The 18,533-nt window shown below is 59.2% G+C and carries 18 protein-coding genes; 4 read left to right on the top strand and 14 right to left on the bottom strand.

Annotated elements, in window-relative coordinates; translation table 11 throughout:
- Window positions 1-13: 13 nt before the first annotated feature.
- Window positions 14-1,750, bottom strand: a complete 1,737-nt coding sequence (gene msbA, locus NAT23_RS01080) for a lipid A export permease/ATP-binding protein MsbA (RefSeq protein WP_251924704.1) — start codon at window positions 1,748-1,750, stop codon at window positions 14-16.
- Window positions 1,751-1,820: 70 nt separating this feature from the next.
- A complete protein-coding gene (locus tag NAT23_RS01075) occupies window positions 1,821-4,115 on the bottom strand; it encodes a DNA internalization-related competence protein ComEC/Rec2 (protein ID WP_251924703.1) in 2,295 nt (764 codons plus the stop codon).
- 84 nt (window positions 4,116-4,199) lie between these two features.
- Here NAT23_RS01075 and NAT23_RS01070 point away from each other — a divergent pair, with 84 nt between their 5' ends.
- A complete protein-coding gene (locus NAT23_RS01070; RefSeq protein ID WP_251924702.1) occupies window positions 4,200-4,718 on the top strand; it encodes a DUF2062 domain-containing protein in 519 nt (172 codons plus the stop codon).
- 134 nt (window positions 4,719-4,852) lie between these two features.
- Here NAT23_RS01070 and NAT23_RS01065 read toward each other — a convergent pair whose 3' ends face one another.
- Window positions 4,853-5,539, bottom strand: coding sequence for an ABC transporter ATP-binding protein (locus tag NAT23_RS01065; protein ID WP_251924701.1), 687 nt, complete (start codon window positions 5,537-5,539; stop codon window positions 4,853-4,855).
- Window positions 5,532-6,776, bottom strand: a complete 1,245-nt coding sequence (locus tag NAT23_RS01060; protein ID WP_251924700.1) for a lipoprotein-releasing ABC transporter permease subunit — start codon at window positions 6,774-6,776, stop codon at window positions 5,532-5,534. The genes NAT23_RS01065 and NAT23_RS01060 overlap by 8 nt, the downstream gene beginning before the upstream one ends.
- Before the next feature lie 140 nt (window positions 6,777-6,916).
- Here NAT23_RS01060 and NAT23_RS01055 point away from each other — a divergent pair, with 140 nt between their 5' ends.
- Genes NAT23_RS01055 through NAT23_RS01045 form a run of 3 tightly spaced genes read left to right on the top strand, consistent with a single transcriptional unit; the run spans window position 6,917 to window position 9,769 of the window.
- Window positions 6,917-7,960, top strand: a complete 1,044-nt coding sequence (locus tag NAT23_RS01055; RefSeq protein WP_251924699.1) for an agmatine deiminase family protein — start codon at window positions 6,917-6,919, stop codon at window positions 7,958-7,960.
- A 10-nt stretch (window positions 7,961-7,970) separates the two neighbouring features.
- A complete protein-coding gene (locus NAT23_RS01050) occupies window positions 7,971-8,870 on the top strand; it encodes a carbon-nitrogen hydrolase (protein WP_286009892.1) in 900 nt (299 codons plus the stop codon).
- A gap of 26 nt (window positions 8,871-8,896) precedes the next feature.
- Window positions 8,897-9,769 (top strand): DNA replication terminus site-binding protein, encoded by an 873-nt coding sequence (locus tag NAT23_RS01045; RefSeq protein ID WP_251924698.1) that lies wholly within the window; start codon window positions 8,897-8,899, stop codon window positions 9,767-9,769.
- A gap of 5 nt (window positions 9,770-9,774) precedes the next feature.
- On the opposite strand, the gene NAT23_RS01040 is transcribed toward NAT23_RS01045, so the two are convergent.
- The 10 genes from NAT23_RS01040 to NAT23_RS00995 form a co-directional block, all read right to left on the bottom strand.
- Window positions 9,775-10,080, bottom strand: coding sequence for a YrhK family protein (locus tag NAT23_RS01040; RefSeq protein WP_251924697.1), 306 nt, complete (start codon window positions 10,078-10,080; stop codon window positions 9,775-9,777).
- A gap of 14 nt (window positions 10,081-10,094) precedes the next feature.
- A complete protein-coding gene (gene sthA, locus NAT23_RS01035; protein WP_251589654.1) occupies window positions 10,095-11,486 on the bottom strand; it encodes a Si-specific NAD(P)(+) transhydrogenase in 1,392 nt (463 codons plus the stop codon).
- A gap of 26 nt (window positions 11,487-11,512) precedes the next feature.
- Complete coding sequence (nqrM, locus tag NAT23_RS01030) at window positions 11,513-11,758, bottom strand: (Na+)-NQR maturation NqrM (protein ID WP_251924696.1); 246 nt, start codon at window positions 11,756-11,758, stop codon at window positions 11,513-11,515.
- A 169-nt stretch (window positions 11,759-11,927) separates the two neighbouring features.
- The gene (locus NAT23_RS01025) at window positions 11,928-12,431 is read right to left on the bottom strand and encodes a hypothetical protein (protein ID WP_251924695.1); all 504 of its coding nucleotides are present in this window, start codon (window positions 12,429-12,431) and stop codon (window positions 11,928-11,930) included.
- Window positions 12,431-13,663 (bottom strand): NADH:ubiquinone reductase (Na(+)-transporting) subunit F, encoded by a 1,233-nt coding sequence (gene nqrF / locus NAT23_RS01020; protein WP_251924694.1) that lies wholly within the window; start codon window positions 13,661-13,663, stop codon window positions 12,431-12,433. The genes NAT23_RS01025 and nqrF overlap by 1 nt, the downstream gene beginning before the upstream one ends.
- A 36-nt stretch (window positions 13,664-13,699) precedes the next feature.
- Window positions 13,700-14,320 (bottom strand): NADH:ubiquinone reductase (Na(+)-transporting) subunit E, encoded by a 621-nt coding sequence (nqrE, locus tag NAT23_RS01015; RefSeq protein ID WP_251589646.1) that lies wholly within the window; start codon window positions 14,318-14,320, stop codon window positions 13,700-13,702.
- The gene (locus NAT23_RS01010; RefSeq protein ID WP_251589645.1) at window positions 14,321-14,989 is read right to left on the bottom strand and encodes an NADH:ubiquinone reductase (Na(+)-transporting) subunit D; all 669 of its coding nucleotides are present in this window, start codon (window positions 14,987-14,989) and stop codon (window positions 14,321-14,323) included.
- Between the two features lie 2 nt (window positions 14,990-14,991).
- Window positions 14,992-15,774, bottom strand: coding sequence for a Na(+)-translocating NADH-quinone reductase subunit C (locus NAT23_RS01005; protein WP_251926194.1), 783 nt, complete (start codon window positions 15,772-15,774; stop codon window positions 14,992-14,994).
- Entirely contained in the window at window positions 15,771-17,006 is a 1,236-nt protein-coding gene (locus tag NAT23_RS01000) for an NADH:ubiquinone reductase (Na(+)-transporting) subunit B (protein ID WP_251589644.1), read from the bottom strand. Before NAT23_RS01000 ends, NAT23_RS01005 begins: the two co-directional genes overlap by 4 nt.
- Before the next feature lie 3 nt (window positions 17,007-17,009).
- Window positions 17,010-18,356, bottom strand: coding sequence for a Na(+)-translocating NADH-quinone reductase subunit A (locus NAT23_RS00995; RefSeq protein WP_251924693.1), 1,347 nt, complete (start codon window positions 18,354-18,356; stop codon window positions 17,010-17,012).
- Between the last annotated feature and the right edge of the window lie 177 nt (window positions 18,357-18,533).

The following is an 18,533-nucleotide window of genomic DNA, read 5'->3' as shown; positions in this document are numbered from 1 at the left end:
GGCCTGCCCTGCGTTAGGATTGCTGAAATTGAACACGGTGCAGCGCTGCATACGCCCCATCCCGGGCCAGAAGTTCTTCATGAGTGCCCGTTTCCACCATATGCCCGTTTTCCATCACCACGATCCGGTCGGCTCGCTCGATCGTGGATAGACGGTGAGCGATAACAAACGTCGTTCGATCCCGGCACACATCCTCGAGCGCCTTTTGAATATAGCGCTCCGATTCGGTATCAAGCGCCGAGGTCGCTTCATCAAGAATCAGAATCGGCGCGTCCTTGAAGATCGCCCGGGCGATCGCGAGCCGTTGACGTTGACCACCGGAGAGCATGACCCCATTGTCACCGATCAGGGTGTCGTAGCCGTTGGGCAGCCTCTCGATGAACTCATCGACGTACGCCGCCTTCGCTGCCGCCACGATGGATTCACGGCTCGCCTCGGGGTGGGCGTAGGCGATGTTTTCGGCAACGGTTGCGTTGAACAGCGTGACCTGCTGGGTGACCAGCGCCATCTGACGACGAAGGGCCTTGAGGTCCATCTCGCGAGTGTCCTGACCATCGATCAGGATGCGTCCGTCACTTGGGTCGTAGAAGCGGCTCAGCAGGCTGATGAGCGTTGATTTGCCGCTGCCCGAACGCCCTACCAGCGCGACCATTTCACCAGCGTTGATCTCAAGGTCGATGCCGTGAAGTACATTGCTCTCGCCTTCGCCATAGGCAAACCGCACGCCCTCGAAATGCACGGCGCCACGCACCCGGCCGGGGTCGACATCGCCGGTGTCCGGCTCGGGGGGATGATCGATGATCAAGAACAGCTCATGGGCCGCCGACAGCCCCTTCTGGATCATGCCATTGATCTCGGTCAGCGATTTGATCGGCTTGGCCATGAGCGATGCGGCCGTAATAAAGCCGACAAACTGACCGGCGTTCATGTTGCCCATGATGTCAGGGCGCAGGGCAAGCCAGACCAGCAGCGCCAGCGACACCGCCATCAGCGTCTGAATGACCGGTGCACTGATGGATTTGGTCAGGCCTTCCTTGAGGCTTTGCACCCGATTGTATTCGCTCGCGGCGTAGAAGCGCTCGTACTCGTACTGCTCGGCGCCGTGCATGCGAACGACGCGGTAACCGGTAATGCTTTCGGAGGCAACATGCGTCACATCGCCTACCGAGCGCTGAATCCGCCGGGCAAGCTTTCGAAACCGGCGACTGGCGTAGGCAACGACGCCTGCGATCAACGGCGTGACGGCGATAAAAACGAGCGTCAGCTTCCAGTTGGTCCAGAACAGATAGCAGGTCAGGCCAAGCACATAGAGCCCTTCCTGCACGATGACCGTCACCGCCTTGGTGACCGCGCCGGTGATCTGTTCGACGTGATAGGTCACACGAGAAAGCAGGTGCCCTCCCGAGTGCTGATCGAAAAACCGCCCGGGCAGATGCAGCATTCGCTTGAATACGTCCACACGCAAGGCGTGCACGGTATTGCGCGCCACCTTCTGCATGAAGTAACTGCCGAGAAACGTGCCCACTCCCCGCAGCCCGAACATCAGAATCACCATCAACGGCAGAAACTGACGAAATTCGGCGTCCGGATTCTGTATGCCGTTGGTCAAATACTCCATGACCTTGGCAAAGGCCGTGCTCGAGGCGGCGTAGATCGCATACCCAACGACCGCGATCGCGAAAAATCGCCAGTAGGGGCGCACGTACCGCATTAGCCGTTTGTACAAAGTCCAGCTACCGGTGTTGTTCACATCCACTCCAAAGACCATCCTTGCACCGACGAGAAACCGCGCGCCAACCTCATGCACGCGCTGCCTTCCACTACCGCGCGGATTCTACCCCAAGGCAGCCGGGTTCGATACCACGGGGCGTGCGCGAGCTTGCGCCTTTAAGCTCACCGTGGACGTAGTCAAAGCGAACGGCGCCATGGAGATCGCTGCGCCACTGACAGACGCCCAACGCCTTGAACGAGGCCACCACCTCCGGATGCGGGTGGCCATAGCGATTGGCCTTGCCCGCGCTGAAGACCACATGACGGGGTGAAAGCGCACGGATGACCGCCGGGTCAGACCCGGTTCGACTGCCATGATGACTTGCCACCATGACATCCACATCGCGAAGGGCATCGCCATAGCGCTCGAGAAGCTGTCGCTCTACCCCACGCCCGACATCCCCCATCAAAAGTATCTTGATGGCCTCGTGCTCGATCAGGAGCACACAAGAGCGGTCATTGCTCCCCTCGGGCAGGCGCGCGCCGGCCAGCGGCCACAGGAACGTGAACCGGGTTCCTGCGTGGGACCAGCCTCTCCCGGCGCGACAGCGCGCAGTTGCGACCGCGCCAGTCTCGGCCACAGGCCGCCAGATACGCGCCATCACCACCGCCTGCTCATGAAGCCAACCAAGGCCTCCGGAATGGTCGTTATCGCCATGGCTGACGACCACCTCGTCAAACGCGGGCGGCCGATCCCAAAGCGTCGAAATTGGCGCAAATCCGGAACGAAACCGAGCACCGGTGTCGTAGAGGACGCGATAGCCCGCCTGCTCGACCGACACGGCAAGCCCTTGTCCGACATCGTGCACCGTGACCCGAAACGACTGCGGGGTCGGATTCAGAAGCACCAGGACCACCGGGCAGAGCATCGCACACACGCACACGCCGCGCGTTCTCAGCCCAAGTCCCGGTAGCAAAAGACACAGGGCGGCCCCACTCACACCAAGCGCCCAAACCGATGTAACCGCCTCCGGAAGCGTCCAGACCGGCGCGAGACGAGCGGCCACTGCGGTGACCTCCCAGAACGCGGTGGACGCGGCGTAAAAAGGCAGCACGAAACCATCAATACCCGACAGCACACCGATCCAGGCCAGACACGCAAGCGGCATCATCACGACACTGACCCAGGGCACGGCAATCAAGTTCACTGCCAGTGAGATCGGTGCCCACTGTCCATGGGACAGACCCAGCATGGCCGCCATCGCAAGCGTCAGAAAAAGCTGCGTACGCACGAGAAACACCCACGGGCGAGGCCGTGGGCGGTCAAGCCACATCAGCAAGAGCCAAGCCACGGCACCGAACGACAACCAGAATCCGCTGCGCCCAGGTGCACTCGGGTCGATCAGAATCACCAGGACAAGCGCCAGCCACCAGCCTTGCCACGGACTTGGCGCCCGGTAGCCGCTTCGCACCCAAAGTGCGATCAACGCCATGATCGTTGCCCGACTCACCGCCGGTCCCCAACCCACAAGCGTTGCATAAAAAAGCGCCCCCACCCCGGCAAGAAACCAGGGCGCCCGGCGCGTTCGCCAATCAAGCGGACACAGCAGTTTTATAACGCGCCGGCTGACCCACCAAAGCCCCCCGACGATCAACCCCACATGCAGTCCGGACACCACAAACAGATGCGTCGTGCCGGTATCGCGAAGCTGTTCCCACTCATCGCGTGTCAGCGCCTTGCCCTGCCCAAGCGTCAGCGCATCGAGCCAGCGTCCACCCCGAGCGTCGAGATGTGAAAGCATTGAGGATAGCCGTGCCCTAAGCGTGACGGACGCATCGGGCAGCCGCGCGTTATGCGCCAAGACGTAGCCGGTCGCGACATACCCCTCCCTTGATAGCCACGCGCCATAATCGAACCGATTGAAGTTGTGATATCCATGATTGGGTTTGAGTCGAAGCGTCATATGCCAGCGCTGGCCTGAGTGCACTACTGGCTCGGGGTCATACCAGGAAAGCCGGTAGGATTGGCCGGGCTTGCACGCGATCAAGTCGCGTTTATCCGGGCAGGTGTCTACCCGCCCCCGAAAACGCACGCGGTTTGGGTCGCGTTCAAGCGCCTCGATTCGAATCACACGTTCAAGCGTTACTGTCCCCATGGATTCGGGCATCGGCTCGGGGGCGCGCAGCCGAAGATCCAACCCTGACAGCATGAGTACCGCCAGCGCGAATACCGCCGCCCAGCGCCAGGGGCGTGCGATAACGGCCAGCACTGCCAGGGTGAGTGCCAGCCAAAAAAGCATCATCGTCTCTAACGTCACGCCTGCCAGGGCCGATAACCCGGCAAGAGGCAGCGTCATCGCCGATTGTAATGGCCGATGAAACGGTGCTTCACCCATACTGTGCATTGCCTGTACCATCGCTCAATGCATACGCGGGGCGCGCACCATGTATTTCGCCCATTTCGATCACGTGAAATTTCGGCACATCCAATGCCTCGTCGACTGATCCAGCGCTATCTGCCAAAACCTGAAACGCTGCGCCGAAAGAAATCACTGCGCTGCGTCAGCCACTTCATCGCGAACCCTGCCTTGTGGCAGGTATCGCGACGGACGGTCGGCAATGCCTTCATGGTCGGTATCTTTTGCGCCCTTCTGCCCATTCCAGCCCAGATGCTGGTTGCTGCCGCCGGCGCATGGCTGCTCAGGTGCAACCTGCCGCTGTCGATCGCGCTGGTCTGGATCACCAACCCATTGACGATGCCCGTCATTTTCTACAGCACCTATCGGCTGGGCACCTGGGTTCTAAACTCGCCCCACCGAGATGTCCCGGATCACTTCAGCGCGCATTGGCTTGCAACGCAGCTTGCCGACATCCTGCCGCCGCTGCTGGTGGGGTCGATCATTGCGGGCGTCGTGCTTGGCGGGGCCTTCAATGTCGCGATCCGACTGATCTGGCGGTGGCACGTCTCTCGGCAGTGGCGCCGCCGTCGCAGGCGTCGCGCGCAGTAACTCACATTCCTACATGAAAACGGGCGGCTCATTGAGCCGCCCGTTTTCAATCCATCACCAATCGGTCCACCAATAACGCGATCAATCCGCCACTGAACTCCGCTTCGGAATTTCCCGCTTCGGGATTGCTGGCGTCAGGACTGTTCGACAAGCCGCCCTTGATCGAGGTGCAGCACACGGTCCTGGTGACGCGCGAGACCGGTATCGTGGGTCACGATCACAAAGGCACACTGACTGGTGCGCGCAATGTCGTCCATCAGCTCGAGAATCCGGCCGGCGGTGGTCTGATCTAGGTTACCGGTCGGCTCGTCCATCAGAACAAGACTCGGGTCGGTCACCAGCGCACGGGCAATGGCAACGCGCTGACGCTCACCGCCTGAAAGCTCGCCCGGCTTGTGCGCCGCCCGTGGCTCCATCCCGACCCGTGCAAGCAGCGTTCGCGCCTGAGCCCGCGCCTCGCGCCGGCGCATTCCGCGGATGATCAGCGGCATGGCCACGTTTTCATCGGCGGTGAACTCGGCAAGCAGATGGTGAAACTGATAGACGAAGCCGATGTGTCGGTTACGAAAGCGCCCGATCTCGGCCTCCGATAACCCCTTGATCGACTGCCCGGCAATGACGATATCGCCCTCGCTCGCCCGGTCGAGTCCGCCCAGTAGGTTCAAGAGCGTGGTCTTGCCGGAGCCGGAGCTTCCGACCACGGCAACACGCTCCCCGGCGCGCACGCTCAGCGACAGCTGGTCGAGCACGGTCAGGTCTTGCGGGCCTTCGTTATAGACCCGAGTGACGCCCTGACATTCAAGCATTGTCCGCTCACTCATAACGTAGCACCTCCGCCGGCTGAATACGCGCCGCCCGCCAGGCGGGATAAAGCGTTGATAGGAAACTTAACAGCAGGGCAAACCCCGTGATGGTCAGCACATCCGACAGCTCAAGCCGCGAGGGCAGATAGCTGATGAAATAGACATTGGGGTCTAAGAAGGTAACTCCGAACATGCCTTGTATCCAGGCCACCACGTCGGCCACGGTCAGCGCGCCGATGATGCCGAAGATCACCCCTAAGATGATGCCCACCACACCGATGGTCAGCCCCTGCACGATAAAGATGCCCATGATGGTCAAAGGCGTTGCCCCAAGCGTTCGAAGAATCGCGATGTCGGCGTGCTTGTCGGTCACCACCATGACAAGCGTCGAAATGATGTTGAAAGCCGCGACCGCTACGATGACCGACAGCAAAAGGCCGATCATGTGTTTTTCCATCTGAATTGCCTGGAACAGATTGCCCTGGGTATAGGTCCAGTCGATGCCGCGATAGCCTGGCGGCATCTGATTGATGATGTCCCGAGTGATCTGATTGGCCTTGAACAAATCATCAAGCTGCAGCCGAACGCCCTGCGCCTCGCCCTGGATACGCCCAAGCTTGGCCATATCCGACAGGTTGGCGTAGGCCAGATTGGCGTCAAGCTGCGCCCCGACGCTGAAAATACCCGAGACGGTAAAGCGCTTCATGCGCGGGAAGATGCCGCCCGGGGTCACAGAAGCCTCCGGAATCATCAACGTGACCCGGTCGCCCACACCGACGCCCAGGCTTCGGGCAAGCTGCTGACCGAGCACCACGTTCCACTGACCTTCTTTCAAGGAGTCGAACGAGCCCTGCGCCATGTGCTTGCCGATGATCGAGACCTTCTCTTCGGCCTTGGGCTCGACGCCCTGCACCATCGCGCCCTGGGCGTTACCTCCACGCGCGAACATGCCCTGCTGCTCGACGTAAGGCGCCGCACCGATGATGTGAGGGCTTTTCTGCTCCAGCCGCTCGGCCAGCGCCTTCCAATCATTGACGCCGTTGACGGCCTCGATGCGCGTGTGAGGGACCATGCCCAGAATGCGCGTTCGAAGCTCATGATCGAACCCGTTCATGACCGAGAGCACCAGAATCATGACCGCCACGCCAAGCGTCAGGCCAAGCATCGAAGTCATGGAAATAAACGAGATAAAGTGATTACGCCGTTTGGCTCGCGTATAGCGAAGCCCGACCAGAAACGGGATGCGGTCCAGCATGTAAGTCAGTCCTATCCTTTGGGGGCATTCATGGTACGCACTTTTTGAAAACGCTGCATCAGAGGCTACTTTCCACCAAGTAACGCTTAAGGCATTATCGCGACACCTCTTTCTGACCGCACGCAAGGCTGGAAATTCGTATGGCTTATACGCTGCCGCCCGAATGGTATCCCCAGGACGCCATTCTCTTGACCTGGCCTCCGCTTGAAAGCGATTGGTCGTCCATGCTCGAGCGCATCGAGGCGACGTTTGAAGCGCTGGTGCGTGCCATCAGCGCCTACCAGCGCGTCGTGCTCGTGCTCGACAGCCACGCCCGCGCCGATGCGGTCCGAACACGCCTGACGGCACTTGGCGCGCGCATCGAGAATTGCCTGTTTCATGTCGCCCCTGCCGATGACACCTGGGCCCGCGACCACGGGCCTATCACACGCCTGAACGAGGGCGCGCCGGAGCTTCTGGATTATCGCTTTACCGGCTGGGGCGGCAAGTTCTCTGCCGAGCGAGACAACGCCTTAACCCGCGCGCTCGAGCACTGCTGGTCGGTGCCGGTCATCGATCACCAAGCGCGCATTCTCGAAGGCGGCGCCATTGAAAGTAACGGCCAAGGCGTGGTACTTGCCACCACGGCGTGTCTGCTCAATGAAAACCGGGGCTCGGTCTCTCGCGCTGACTGGGAAGCGCACATGCGCACGCAGTGGGGCGTCGAACACGTGCTCTGGCTCGAGCATGGCCACCTTGAAGGTGATGATACCGACAGCCACATCGACACCCTGGCGCGATTTTGCGCAGAAGACGTCATTGCCTATGTGCATTGCGACGACCCAAGCGATCCGCACTTCGACGCCCTCGCCCTCATGGAAGCCGAGCTTAAGGCGTTTCGAACGCCCGAAGGCCATCCTTACACGCTGGTTCCGTTGCCCTGGCCGCGTGCGGCGTTTGACCCTGAAGACGGCCACCGGTTGCCGGCAACCTACGCCAACTTCTTGATCACCAATCAGGAAGTCCTGGTGCCGATCTATCAGGACCCGGCCGACCTGATGGCACTCAACGTTCTGCAAAGCCTCTTTCCAGAGCGTCGGGTCGTGCCGGTCGATTGCACCAGCGTCATTCGCCAGCACGGCAGCCTGCACTGTCTGACCATGCAACTGCCCAAGGGCACCCTTGGCCCGCTCGACCACCATTGATGGAGCCTGTATGACCACCTTGCACGCCGGTATCGTTCAACAGCCCGCCTGGGCCGACAAGACCAGAAGCCTCGAAGAAAGCGCCCGCGGCATTCGCACGCTGGCGGCCAAGGGCGTGCAGCTCGTGCTGCTTCAGGAGCTTCACGCCACACAGTACTTCTGTCAGACCGAAGACACTGCCATCTTCGATCTGGCCGAACCGCTTGATGGCCCGACCACGCAGTACCTGGCCGCGCTTGCCCGGGAACTGGACGTGGTCATCGTCGGGTCGATCTTCGAGCGGCGCGCACCGGGGCTCTACCACAACACCGCCGTCGTGCTCGATCGCCAGAAGGGTTTGATCGGTCACTACCGCAAGATGCACATTCCAGACGACCCGGGCTTTTACGAAAAATTCTATTTTACCCCGGGCGACAGCGCCGCCCAGGGCGGGCCGGGCTTCGCCCCGATCGAGACCTCGGTCGGGCGGCTTGGCGTGCTGGTCTGCTGGGATCAGTGGTACCCGGAAGCGGCGCGTTTGATGGCAATGGCCGGCGCGGAACTCCTGCTTTACCCCACCGCCATCGGCTGGGACCCACGAGACGAGACTGAAGAACAGCGCCGCCAGCAGGACGCCTGGACCGTCATTCAGCGCGCCCACGCCGTCGCCAATGGGCTGCCGGTGATAGTGGCCAATCGCGTGGGCCATGAAGCCGACCCCAGCGCCCAGAGCGAAGGCATCGAATTCTGGGGGGCAAGCTTCATTGCAGGCCCTCAAGGCGAGTTTCTGGCTCAGGCCGACGGGCAGCCAACGACGCTTGATACCCGGATCGACCTGTCCCGCAGTGAGGACATCCGGCGCATCTGGCCTTACCTGCGCGATCGGCGCATCGACGATTACGCGCACCTGACCCGTCGCTACATCGACTGAGGCCACACCGACTGAGGAGAAAAGGCATGGACACGGACGTGGCGTACTATCGCCTGCACGAGATCGAGCTGGCCTTCGACGCCCTTGTCGATCGCGTCAACGCGCTGTGTGACTGCGTCGAGCAACGCCACTGCCCGATCTGGCATCTTCGCGAGAGCGCCTCACCAACCGCCTGGCTGCGCCAGGCGCTTTTGGATATGTGGTACGAGCAAGGCCAGGATGGACGCGCTACCCGCAATTACATCGGTATGGTCCTGTGCGATGACGCCGTACTTGAGCACGTCGCCGCGCTCAATGCCGCCAAGGATCATTTCGGTGGGCTGGTCAATACCATGCGCAAGGAGGCTACCGATCAGATTGGTGCGCTCAAGACGCACCTGCCAAGGCGCCATCCGGCGCTCAATCAGCTCATGGCCCAGCAGGGGCTCGCCAGACTCCACCTGAAACAGGCCTGGCGCCGGATACCGGTTGCCGAAGCACCGCTTGCCCGCATGCAGATGTCCTGGTACTCAAGCGGTCGCTCAATCAAGCGCACGACCATCGCCGAGGCGGAGGAGAAATTGGCCGCGCTCAATAACGAGGCGCCTCATGTGCGCATTCAGTGGCAGAAACTTGCCGCACTGCCAAGCGATGAGGTCCTGGCGCAGGTGCAGCAGCAGGCGCCGGTCATGCGAGCAAATCTCTTCTTCAAGGAACCCCTGGATGACGGGCGACAGCGCCGCGCCTTGAACATGGCCCTGCCGCTGTTCGTGCCGGATGACGGGTCCGGGAGGCTCCCGAAAATGAACGCACCAGCGCTTGCGCCGCCTGAAACGCGTACGCGTGTACGGCGTGGTGACAACCGACTTGAAGACGCCCCCTATATCCCAAGCCTACGTCTTTATCGCTACCGATATTAGAAAAACTAGAAGTCCTGCTCACCTTGGCTTGGCAAACGCCCCAGATGAATCGAGCGAGCCAAGCGAATTCCAGGCCGAATCAACAATTGCGCACTGCCGATCACAAACAGCCAGGTGCCTATTAACATTGGCAGGCCTTCGTAGAAAAAACAGATGCTGCCGATCAAGAACCATATGCCGATCAGTAGATCGTTGATCATACTAAGCGCTGCGTATCGTCTATGTATGACAAGCTCCCTATGACCGAACGTAAACGTAAAATCTCCATTGCTTTGCTGCTGCTTTCGCATTGAACGCATCCCTGTGTGCATGATTGTGTTCCCTATCAAAACAGACGATTAAGTCCGTTCTGTGCCGCCACCCGATAGGCTTCCGCCATGGTCGGGTAGTTGAAGGTCGTGTTAACGAAGTACTTCAACGTATTCGCTTCACCTTCCTGACGCATGATGGCCTGGCCGATGTGGATGATCTCGGAGGCCTGATCACCAAAACAGTGAATACCGAGAATGGCCAGCGTCTCCGGATGGAACAGGATCTTGAGCATCCCGACCTTGTCGTCGGTAATCTGGGCGCGCGCGGTGTCCTTGAAAAAGACCTGACCGACCTCGTAGGGCACGCAGGCATTGGTCAGCTCACGCTCGGTCTTGCCGATCGAGCTGATCTCGGGAATGGTGTAGATCCCGGTTGGAATGTCATCAACAAACTGAAATTCGTCGTCCAGCAAATCCGCTGCGGCAAACCGGCCCTGGTTATAGGCTGCACTGGCAAGACTCGGCCAGCCGATCACATCGCCTGCTGCATAGATGTGCGGAAGCTCGGTGCGATACCGGTCATCGACCTGCAGCTGCCCGCGGGAATTGGCATTTAATCCGATGTTTTCAAGGCCAAGCTCATCGGTATTGCCCGTGCGACCGTTGGCCCACATGAACGCATCGGCGCGCAGCTTCTTGCCGGATTTCAGGTGAAGCGTTACACCGGACTCGCCGCCCTCAACGCGCTCGTATTCCTCATTGTGACGAACCAGTACACCATTGTTTCGAAGGTGATAGGACAGCGCATCGCTGATTTCGTCATCGAGGAACGACAGCAGCCGGTCGCGCGTATCGATCAGATCGACCTTCACTCCAAGCCCTGAAAAGATCGAGGCATACTCGGAACCGATAACGCCGGCGCCGTAGATGATCAGCGTGCGCGGTGTATGGGTCAGATTGAGAATGGTGTCCGAGCAGTAGATTCGCGGATGGCGAAAATCAATGTCGGCAGGCCTGTAGGGCCTCGACCCGGTCGCGATCACAACCTGCTTGGCGTTGAGTTCCTCGGCGCCGTCGTGCTGACCGCGTACGACGATCGTGTGCTCATCCTTGAAACGGGCGGTGCCAAAGAAGAGGTCGATGCGGTTACGCGCGTAGAAGTTGGCCCGCATCTCGACCTGCTGCTCGATCACTCGCCGCGAGCGCTCCAGCACCTTGGTGAAGGAAAACCAGCGGGGCTCTCCGATGTCTCGAAACATCTTGCTGGTGTTGAACTGGATGATCTGCTTGACCGCATGGCGCAATGCCTTGGAGGGAATCGTGCCCTTGTGGGTGCAGTTTCCACCCACTGCGCTTTGTTGCTCGATCACGGCAACACGGCGACCGTGCTTGGCGGCGTTCAGCGCCGCACTTTCACCGGTAGGCCCAGAGCCAATGATCACCACATCGTAGTTATAAACGGCCATCTGAATCGACTGCTCCTTCCGTTCGGTTATGACTTACGCTTTGTTGCATCATGACCCAGAGAAGGATCCCCTTGCGCGCGCATGGCCTGTTTCTTCTGCTCTTCTTCACAGATGTCATCCTTGCCCCCGCAGATATCACACCCCTCTTTAAGGCCCAGGTTGTTGAGCCCTCCACAGGAGCCGGCAATGGGTTTTCGACCCATCAGCACGCCTACAGACATGGCCGTTACCAATAAAAGCATCACAGCCAGTACCAATACCCAAATCAACATCGATCTACCTCCTGACGACGTTTTACCAATGGCGCTAGTGTATCAAATATGCATCCAAACTGCCCCAGGGCACTCACGCCACACGACTCATCATTTAACGGCCTGCGTTACGCGCTCTGCACCGCGCTCAGCTGCCGATGGGCGTGCGGTGAGCGATTGCGCCTTGGCGCTACAGCGCAGGCACCGAACAGGTCAGCGGCGCATGACGCTCTGTCGCCAAAGGCCGCGTGATGAGACCTTGCACCTCGAGCCACTCGAGGCGCCCGCCCCTTGATGCAAGCTCGTCAGACACCGCCTCCTGCCAGGCCCTGAGCCGGTCACACACGCAGATACCATCTTCTGCAGTGGAAGGCGCCACACGCGACAACACCGCATCAAGCGGCGTATTCAGTAACCGCGTGCGCTCAAAGGAGGCGCCTGAGGCGCCAGGCTTGCATGAGCTTGGCGTCGATGAAAACCGCTGCAGGAATGAGGGCGTGATCGGCCGCTTGACCATTGCATCCACAAAGGCCTGGTTACGCTCATCGGCCAGGGTATAGCTGACACGATAGGCAAGGCCCTGCTTCACTCCGGAAAGATGGTGCTCCGTTTGACGGTGATCAAGCAGCTCAAACGCAAAAAGGGCCAGCCCCGAAAGGGCCAGCCCGGTAAGTAACGCCGCGATCAGGCGCATTAACCGCCGAAGTCATCAAGCAGGATGTTTTCGGGCTCGACGCCGAGGTCCGTCAACATCTTGATGACCGCCGCGTTCATCATGGGCGGCCCGCACATGTAGTACTCGCAGTCTTCCGGTGCCGGATGATCCTTCAGGTACTTATCGTACAGAACGTTGTGAATGAAGCCGGTATCGCCATTCCAGTTGTCCTCGGGCTGAGGATCGGACAGCGCCAAATGCCATTCAAAGTTCTCGTTTTCTTCCTGAAGCTTGTCGTATTCCTCGTTATAGAACGACTCACGCATGGAGCGCGCACCGTACCAGAACGAAATCTTGCGAGAGCTACCGAGGCGCTTGAGCTGATCGAAGATATGACTTCGCATCGGCGCCATGCCGGCGCCCCCGCCAACGAACACCATTTCGGCATCGGTATCACGTGCGAAGAATTCGCCGAAGGGCCCATAAACGGTCACCTTGTCGCCCTCACCCAGGCTGAACACCCACGTGGACATCAGTCCCGGCGGATGATCGGAGTTGGGCGGCGGCGTGGCGATACGAATGTTGAACTTCAAAAAGCCCTTCTCTTCCGGGTAGTTCGCCATCGAGTACGCTCGAATGGTCGGCTCTTGGGTCTTGCCGGTCACGTTGAACAGACCGAACCGATCCCAGTCACCGCGATACTCTTCCGGAATGTCGAAATCGCTGAACTTGACGTCGTAGGCAGGCGCTTCGAGCTGCATGTAACCGCCGGCGCGGAAGGCAACGTTCTCACCTTCCGGTAGTTTGAGCGTCAGCTCCTTGATGAAGGTGGCAACGTTCGGGTTGGAAACGACGGTGCATTCCCATTTCTTGACCCCGAACACCTCTTCTGGCACATGTACCTTCATGTCCTGCTTGACCGGCACCTGGCAGGAAAGGCGCCAACCTTCCTTCTTCTCACCCATGGTGAAATGGCTTTCTTCGGTCGGAAGAATGGAGCCACCGCCCTCTTCGACCTGGCACTTGCACTGGGCGCAGGAACCGCCGCCACCACAGGCAGAGGACAAAAAGATGCCGTTTGATGCAAGCGTCTGCAGCAGCTTGCCGCCGGCCTGGGTCGTGATGGTGTTCTCGGGATCATCATTGATCTCGATGGTGACGTCGCCACTGGAGACCAGGCGGCTTCGAGCCGCCAGGATCACGACGACCAGTCCAAGGACGATCACCGTGAACATGACCACGCCGAGCAGGATTATCGTTGAATCGACCATGTCGAGTTTCCCTATCGCGTTCTAGTCGTAAGCGTCTTAAAGCTGAATACCGGAGAAGGACATGAAGCCAAGAGACATAAGGCCCACGGTCAAAAACGTGATGCCAAGCCCCTGAAGCCCTGCCGGAACGTCACTGTACTTGAGCTTTTCACGAATACCGGCCAGCGCCGTGATCGCAAGCGCCCAACCGACACCAGCGCCCGCACCGTAGATGACCGATTCCCCGAAGTTGTAGTCACGCTGCACCATGAACAGCGATGCACCCAGGATGGCGCAGTTCACCGTGATCAGGGGCAGAAAGACACCCAACGCGTTGTAAAGCGCCGGCACGAACTTATCCAGAAACATCTCTAGAATCTGGACGATGGCCGCGATGACGCCGATATAGCTCAAAAGCCCGAGGAAGGTCAGATCGATCTGGTCGGCGCCTTCGATGCCGGTCCAGGACAGCGCACCGGCCTTGAGCAGATAGTTCAGAATCAGGTTATTGACCGGCACCGTGATGGCAAGCACCACGACAACGGCAATCCCCAGGCCAATGGCCGACTGAACCTTTTTGGATACTGCGAGAAACGTACACATGCCCAGAAAGAAGGCGAGCGCCATGTTTTCAACAAACACCGCCTTCACGAACAGGCTGAGATAATGCTCAAACATTTACGCGGCCTCCTGAGCCTTGGTGTTGGAGGTGATCTTGAAATCAGCCTCTTCGACCTGTTCCGGGTTAATACTTCGAATGACCCAGATCATCAGCCCGATCACGAAAAACGCCGACGGCGGCAGAAGCATCAGGCCGTTGGTGACGTACCAGCCGCCATCCTTGACCGGTGTGAGCAAGGTAAAGCCGAGCAGAGAACCGGATCCGAAGAGCTCGCGCACCGCACCGACAACCAGCAGAACGAAGGTGTATCCGAGGCCGTTGCCGATGCCATCCAAAAAGCTCATGACCGGGCCATTTTGCATCGCATAGGCTTCAGCGCGGCCCATTACGATACAGTTGGTAATGATCAAGCCCACAAAGACCGAGAGCTGTTTCGAGGTTTCGTAGGCGTAGGCGCGCAGAACCTGATCCACCACGATAACCAGCGAGGCGATGATCGTCATCTGAACGATGATTCGGATCGAGGACGGCATGTGGTTTCGAATCAGGGAAACGAACAGGTTCGAAAACGCTGTAACCGAGATAACCGCCAGGCCCATGACCAGCGAGGTCTGAACGGAGTTGGTAACGGCAAGCGCTGAACAAACGCCCAGAATCTGCAGGGCGATCGGATTGTTTTTGAATACCGGCGTCGTCAGGACACCTTTCGGCGAATCAGCAGCCATGGTTATGCTCCTTGAGACGGATCACGGAAACGTGAAAGATATTTGGCAAACCCCTGCTCGCCCAGCCAGAACTGAAGCAGTTGGGTCACGCCTCGACTGGTCAGCGTAGCACCGGACAAGGCATCTACCTTGTTTTCGGCATTGGGGGTCTGACTGTCGACACCGCCCTTGACCAACCGAATGACCGGTTCCATGCCGTTGTCGGAATAGACTTCCTTGCCATCCCACAGCGCCTTCCAGCGCGGGTTATCGACTTCACCGCCGAGCCCCGGGGTTTCACCCTGTTGGTAGAAAGACAGTCCAACGATGGTGTTGCCATCGCCCTTGAGGGCCAGATAGCCATACATCATGGACCAGAGCCCCTGACCGCGAACCGGCACGATGATCTGCTCGGGGTCCTTTTGGTCGCCGACCAGATAGATGGTCGCGAAGTTCTCACGTCGACCGAGCCCGGCCGGGTCGTTGCCCTTGAGAGACTCGGAAAGCTCGGGATCTTCGGCCGCGCCGAACTGATCGAACGTATCGGGATCGAAGCGATCACTGTACTCGCCCGTGTTCAGATCGACCACCTTCGGCGTAATGTGGCTGAACTGCTCGGCCACACTCTGCCCCGGCTTATAGAGCTCGGCGACCTGAAGAATGTTGGTCTTTCGATCAAGTTCCTGGTTGGTCTGCTGAACCGGGCGCAGCGCTACCGCTGCCGCCGAGACCACGACCGAGCACACAACGCACAGGCTGAATGCCACGATCAACGTTTTCTTGATGGAGTTGTTGTTCGCCATCAGGCTATCTCCTTACCAGCCGTTGCCGAAGCCACACGCTTCTGACGACGCTTGATGTTGGCCTGCACCACGAAGTGGTCCATTAGCGGTGCGAAGAGATTGGCAAACAGGATCGCAAGCATGACCCCTTCCGGGAACGCCGGATTCACCACACGAATCAATACGGTCATGACACCGATCAGGGCGCCGAACGCGAGTTTACCCTTGTTGGTCATGGACGCCGACACTGGGTCTGTGGCCATGAAGACCATTCCAAAGGCGAACCCGCCAATGACCAGATGCCAGTACCAGGGTAGCGCGAACAACGGGTTGGACTCGGAGCCGATCGCATTGAATAGACTTGCGGTCGCAACCATCCCCAAAAACACACCCAGAATGATTCGCCAGGACGCCACACGCGTCCAGAGCAATACGGCCATGCCAATTAAAATCGCAAGCGTCGAGGTTTCACCCATCGACCCCTGAATCAGGCCGAAAAACGCATCGGTCCAGCTCATCTGATTCATGAGATCGCTCACACCACCCTGCGCCGCCGTGGACAGTGCCGTGGCGCCTGAGTAGCCATCGACGCCCGGTACCCAGACCGAGTCTCCGGACATCTGCGCCGGATAGGCAAAGTACAGGAAGGCGCGCCCGGTCAGTGCCGGATTGAGGAAGTTCTTGCCGGTACCGCCAAACACTTCCTTACCGATAACCACACCGAAGGTGATACCGAGTGCAACCTGCCAAAGCGGCGTGGTTGCCGGAAGCGTCAGCGCGAAAAGCACCGAGGTCACGAAGAAGCCTTCGTTGACCTCATGGCCACGCTTGATCGCGAACAGCACTTCCCAGAAACCACCGACCGCGAAGGTGATGAAGTAGATCGGGATGAAATACGTCGCCCCCAGCACGAAGTTGGCCCAGATGCTGTCGGGGTCATGGCCACCGGCAAGCGCCATGGTCACCGCGTCGCGCCAACCGGAAAGCGCAGACACACCATCGGTCAGAAGCGCGGTATTGGCCTGAAGCCCTGCGTTGTACATTCCAAAGAACATGGCCGGAAAGGTACACATCCAGACCGTGATCATGATGCGTTTGAGGTCAATGCCATCACGCACGTGCGCCGTTGCCTTGGTTACGCTCGGCGGCGAATAGAAAATGGTGTCTACTGCCTCATACAGCGCATAAAACTTCTCGTACTTGCCGCCGTGATGAAAATGAGGCTCGACCTTGTCGAGAATCTGTCGAATGCCCATTAATTAAGCCTCTTTCTCAATGGTCGCGAGATTGTCACGCAAAATGGGACCGTACTCGTATTTTCCCGGACACACGTAGGTACAGAGCGCGAGGTCCTCTTCGTCAAGCTCCAGACACCCAAGCTGCATCGCTGTCTCGATGTCACCGACGATCAACGAGCGCAGAAGCTGCGTCGGCAGAATATCGAGCGGCATGATGGTTTCATACGCACCGACTGGCACCATGGCACGTTCCGACCCATTGGTATTGGTCGTCGGTTTGTAGTCCTTGAGCCCCGTGATACGGGACATATAGATACCGAGCACCGAGTGCCGCTTGGTGCCGGGCGACATCCAGCCCATGAAGCTGTACTTGTTGCCCTCTTCGATCAAGGAGATCTGCGTATTGAAGCGTCCGAGATAAGCCTCACTGCCGTGCGCCGTACGCCCGCCGAATACTGACCCTGAAATGACACGCGTATCGTCCGGGGCGATGACTTCGCCCTCGAGCAGCTCATCAAGGCTTGCGCCCAAACGAGTACGCAGAAGGCGCGGCGACTTGGCGCGCGGCCCGCCGACTGCCACGGTGCGCGTCATGTCCAGCTCGCCCTTGATAAAGAGCGCGCCGAGTGCGATCACATCCTGATACCCGATGTGCCACACCTGACGGTTGAGACCAACCGGCGATAGGTAATGAATGTGCGTGCCCGGAAGCCCGGCCGGATGTTTGCCGCTGAAGGTTTCGTAACGAACGCCGTCGACAGACTCACCCACCGATGCCTTGGGCGCATGGTTCACGAATACCTTGCCCGAGGTCAGGCGCTTGAGCACGGAAAGACCATGCGCAAAGTCCTCGGCCCGCTCATCGATGATGACCGACGGGTCGGCCGCCAGCGGATGGGTATCGATTGCGGTCACGAAAATATCGGCAGGCTCGGCATCAATTGCCGGCACCTTGGAAAACGGCCGAGTTCGAAAAGCGGTCCAGAGCCCGGAGCTGACCAGTTGGTCGACCACGGTCTTGCGCTCGAGCGTCGTGATCTGCTGAGCACTGTAGGCGGTATAACGAACAGGATCGATTGACGTATCGATCCGAATAACGACCGACAGAAGGCGGCGTTTCTCTCCGCGATTGACGGCCACGACTTCCCCGGAGGCCGGCGCGGTATACACCACCCCGTCAGTTTTCTTGTCGGAGAACAACGCCTGACCGCACGCGACCTTATCGCCTTCACGCACCAGCATGGTGGGCTTCATGCCCACATAGTCACTACCGAGAACGGCTACGTGACGGACTTCTCGACCCACCTCGATGCGCGACTCCGGCGCACCTGCGATCGGAAGATCCAAGCCTCGCTTGACTTCAATCATAGTCTCGCTCAATTGTCGGTTCTGATATTTCAGCACGGCATAACGGGAGAGCGTTGTGCCTTGAACGCGTCAGCAAGCCCGGCAGCACCGGCCAGGGTTTCCCGATATCGTTATGAATCAGATGGTTGTTGCGAAGACTCGAATTAAACGAGCCCGGTAAAAAACCGCATTATTATA

The sequence above is a fragment of the Larsenimonas salina genome, assembly GCF_023736155.1.
Classification (GTDB): domain Bacteria; phylum Pseudomonadota; class Gammaproteobacteria; order Pseudomonadales; family Halomonadaceae; genus Larsenimonas; species Larsenimonas salina.
Note: the sequence above shows the minus strand (reverse complement) of the source record. Positions and strands in the feature narration are given on the sequence as shown.

Bases quoted from the DNA above. Each gene is read 5' to 3' on its own strand.
- NAT23_RS01075 (WP_251924703.1), bottom strand. From the start codon at position 4,115: ATGCACAGTATGGGTGAAGCACCGTTTCATCGGCCATTACAATCGGCG.
- NAT23_RS01070 (WP_251924702.1), top strand. From the start codon at position 4,200: ATGCCTCGTCGACTGATCCAGCGCTATCTGCCAAAACCTGAAACGCTG.
- NAT23_RS01065 (WP_251924701.1), bottom strand. From the start codon at position 5,539: ATGAGTGAGCGGACAATGCTTGAATGTCAGGGCGTCACTCGGGTCTAT.
- NAT23_RS01060 (WP_251924700.1), bottom strand. From the start codon at position 6,776: ATGCTGGACCGCATCCCGTTTCTGGTCGGGCTTCGCTATACGCGAGCC.
- NAT23_RS01055 (WP_251924699.1), top strand. From the start codon at position 6,917: ATGGCTTATACGCTGCCGCCCGAATGGTATCCCCAGGACGCCATTCTC.
- NAT23_RS01050 (WP_286009892.1), top strand. From the start codon at position 7,971: ATGACCACCTTGCACGCCGGTATCGTTCAACAGCCCGCCTGGGCCGAC.
- NAT23_RS01045 (WP_251924698.1), top strand. From the start codon at position 8,897: ATGGACACGGACGTGGCGTACTATCGCCTGCACGAGATCGAGCTGGCC.
- NAT23_RS01040 (WP_251924697.1), bottom strand. From the start codon at position 10,080: ATGCACACAGGGATGCGTTCAATGCGAAAGCAGCAGCAAAGCAATGGA.
- sthA (WP_251589654.1), bottom strand. From the start codon at position 11,486: ATGGCCGTTTATAACTACGATGTGGTGATCATTGGCTCTGGGCCTACC.
- nqrM (WP_251924696.1), bottom strand. From the start codon at position 11,758: ATGTTGATTTGGGTATTGGTACTGGCTGTGATGCTTTTATTGGTAACG.
- NAT23_RS01025 (WP_251924695.1), bottom strand. From the start codon at position 12,431: ATGCGCCTGATCGCGGCGTTACTTACCGGGCTGGCCCTTTCGGGGCTG.
- nqrF (WP_251924694.1), bottom strand. From the start codon at position 13,663: ATGGTCGATTCAACGATAATCCTGCTCGGCGTGGTCATGTTCACGGTG.
- nqrE (WP_251589646.1), bottom strand. From the start codon at position 14,320: ATGTTTGAGCATTATCTCAGCCTGTTCGTGAAGGCGGTGTTTGTTGAA.
- NAT23_RS01010 (WP_251589645.1), bottom strand. From the start codon at position 14,989: ATGGCTGCTGATTCGCCGAAAGGTGTCCTGACGACGCCGGTATTCAAA.
- NAT23_RS01000 (WP_251589644.1), bottom strand. From the start codon at position 17,006: ATGGGCATTCGACAGATTCTCGACAAGGTCGAGCCTCATTTTCATCAC.
- NAT23_RS00995 (WP_251924693.1), bottom strand. From the start codon at position 18,356: ATGATTGAAGTCAAGCGAGGCTTGGATCTTCCGATCGCAGGTGCGCCG.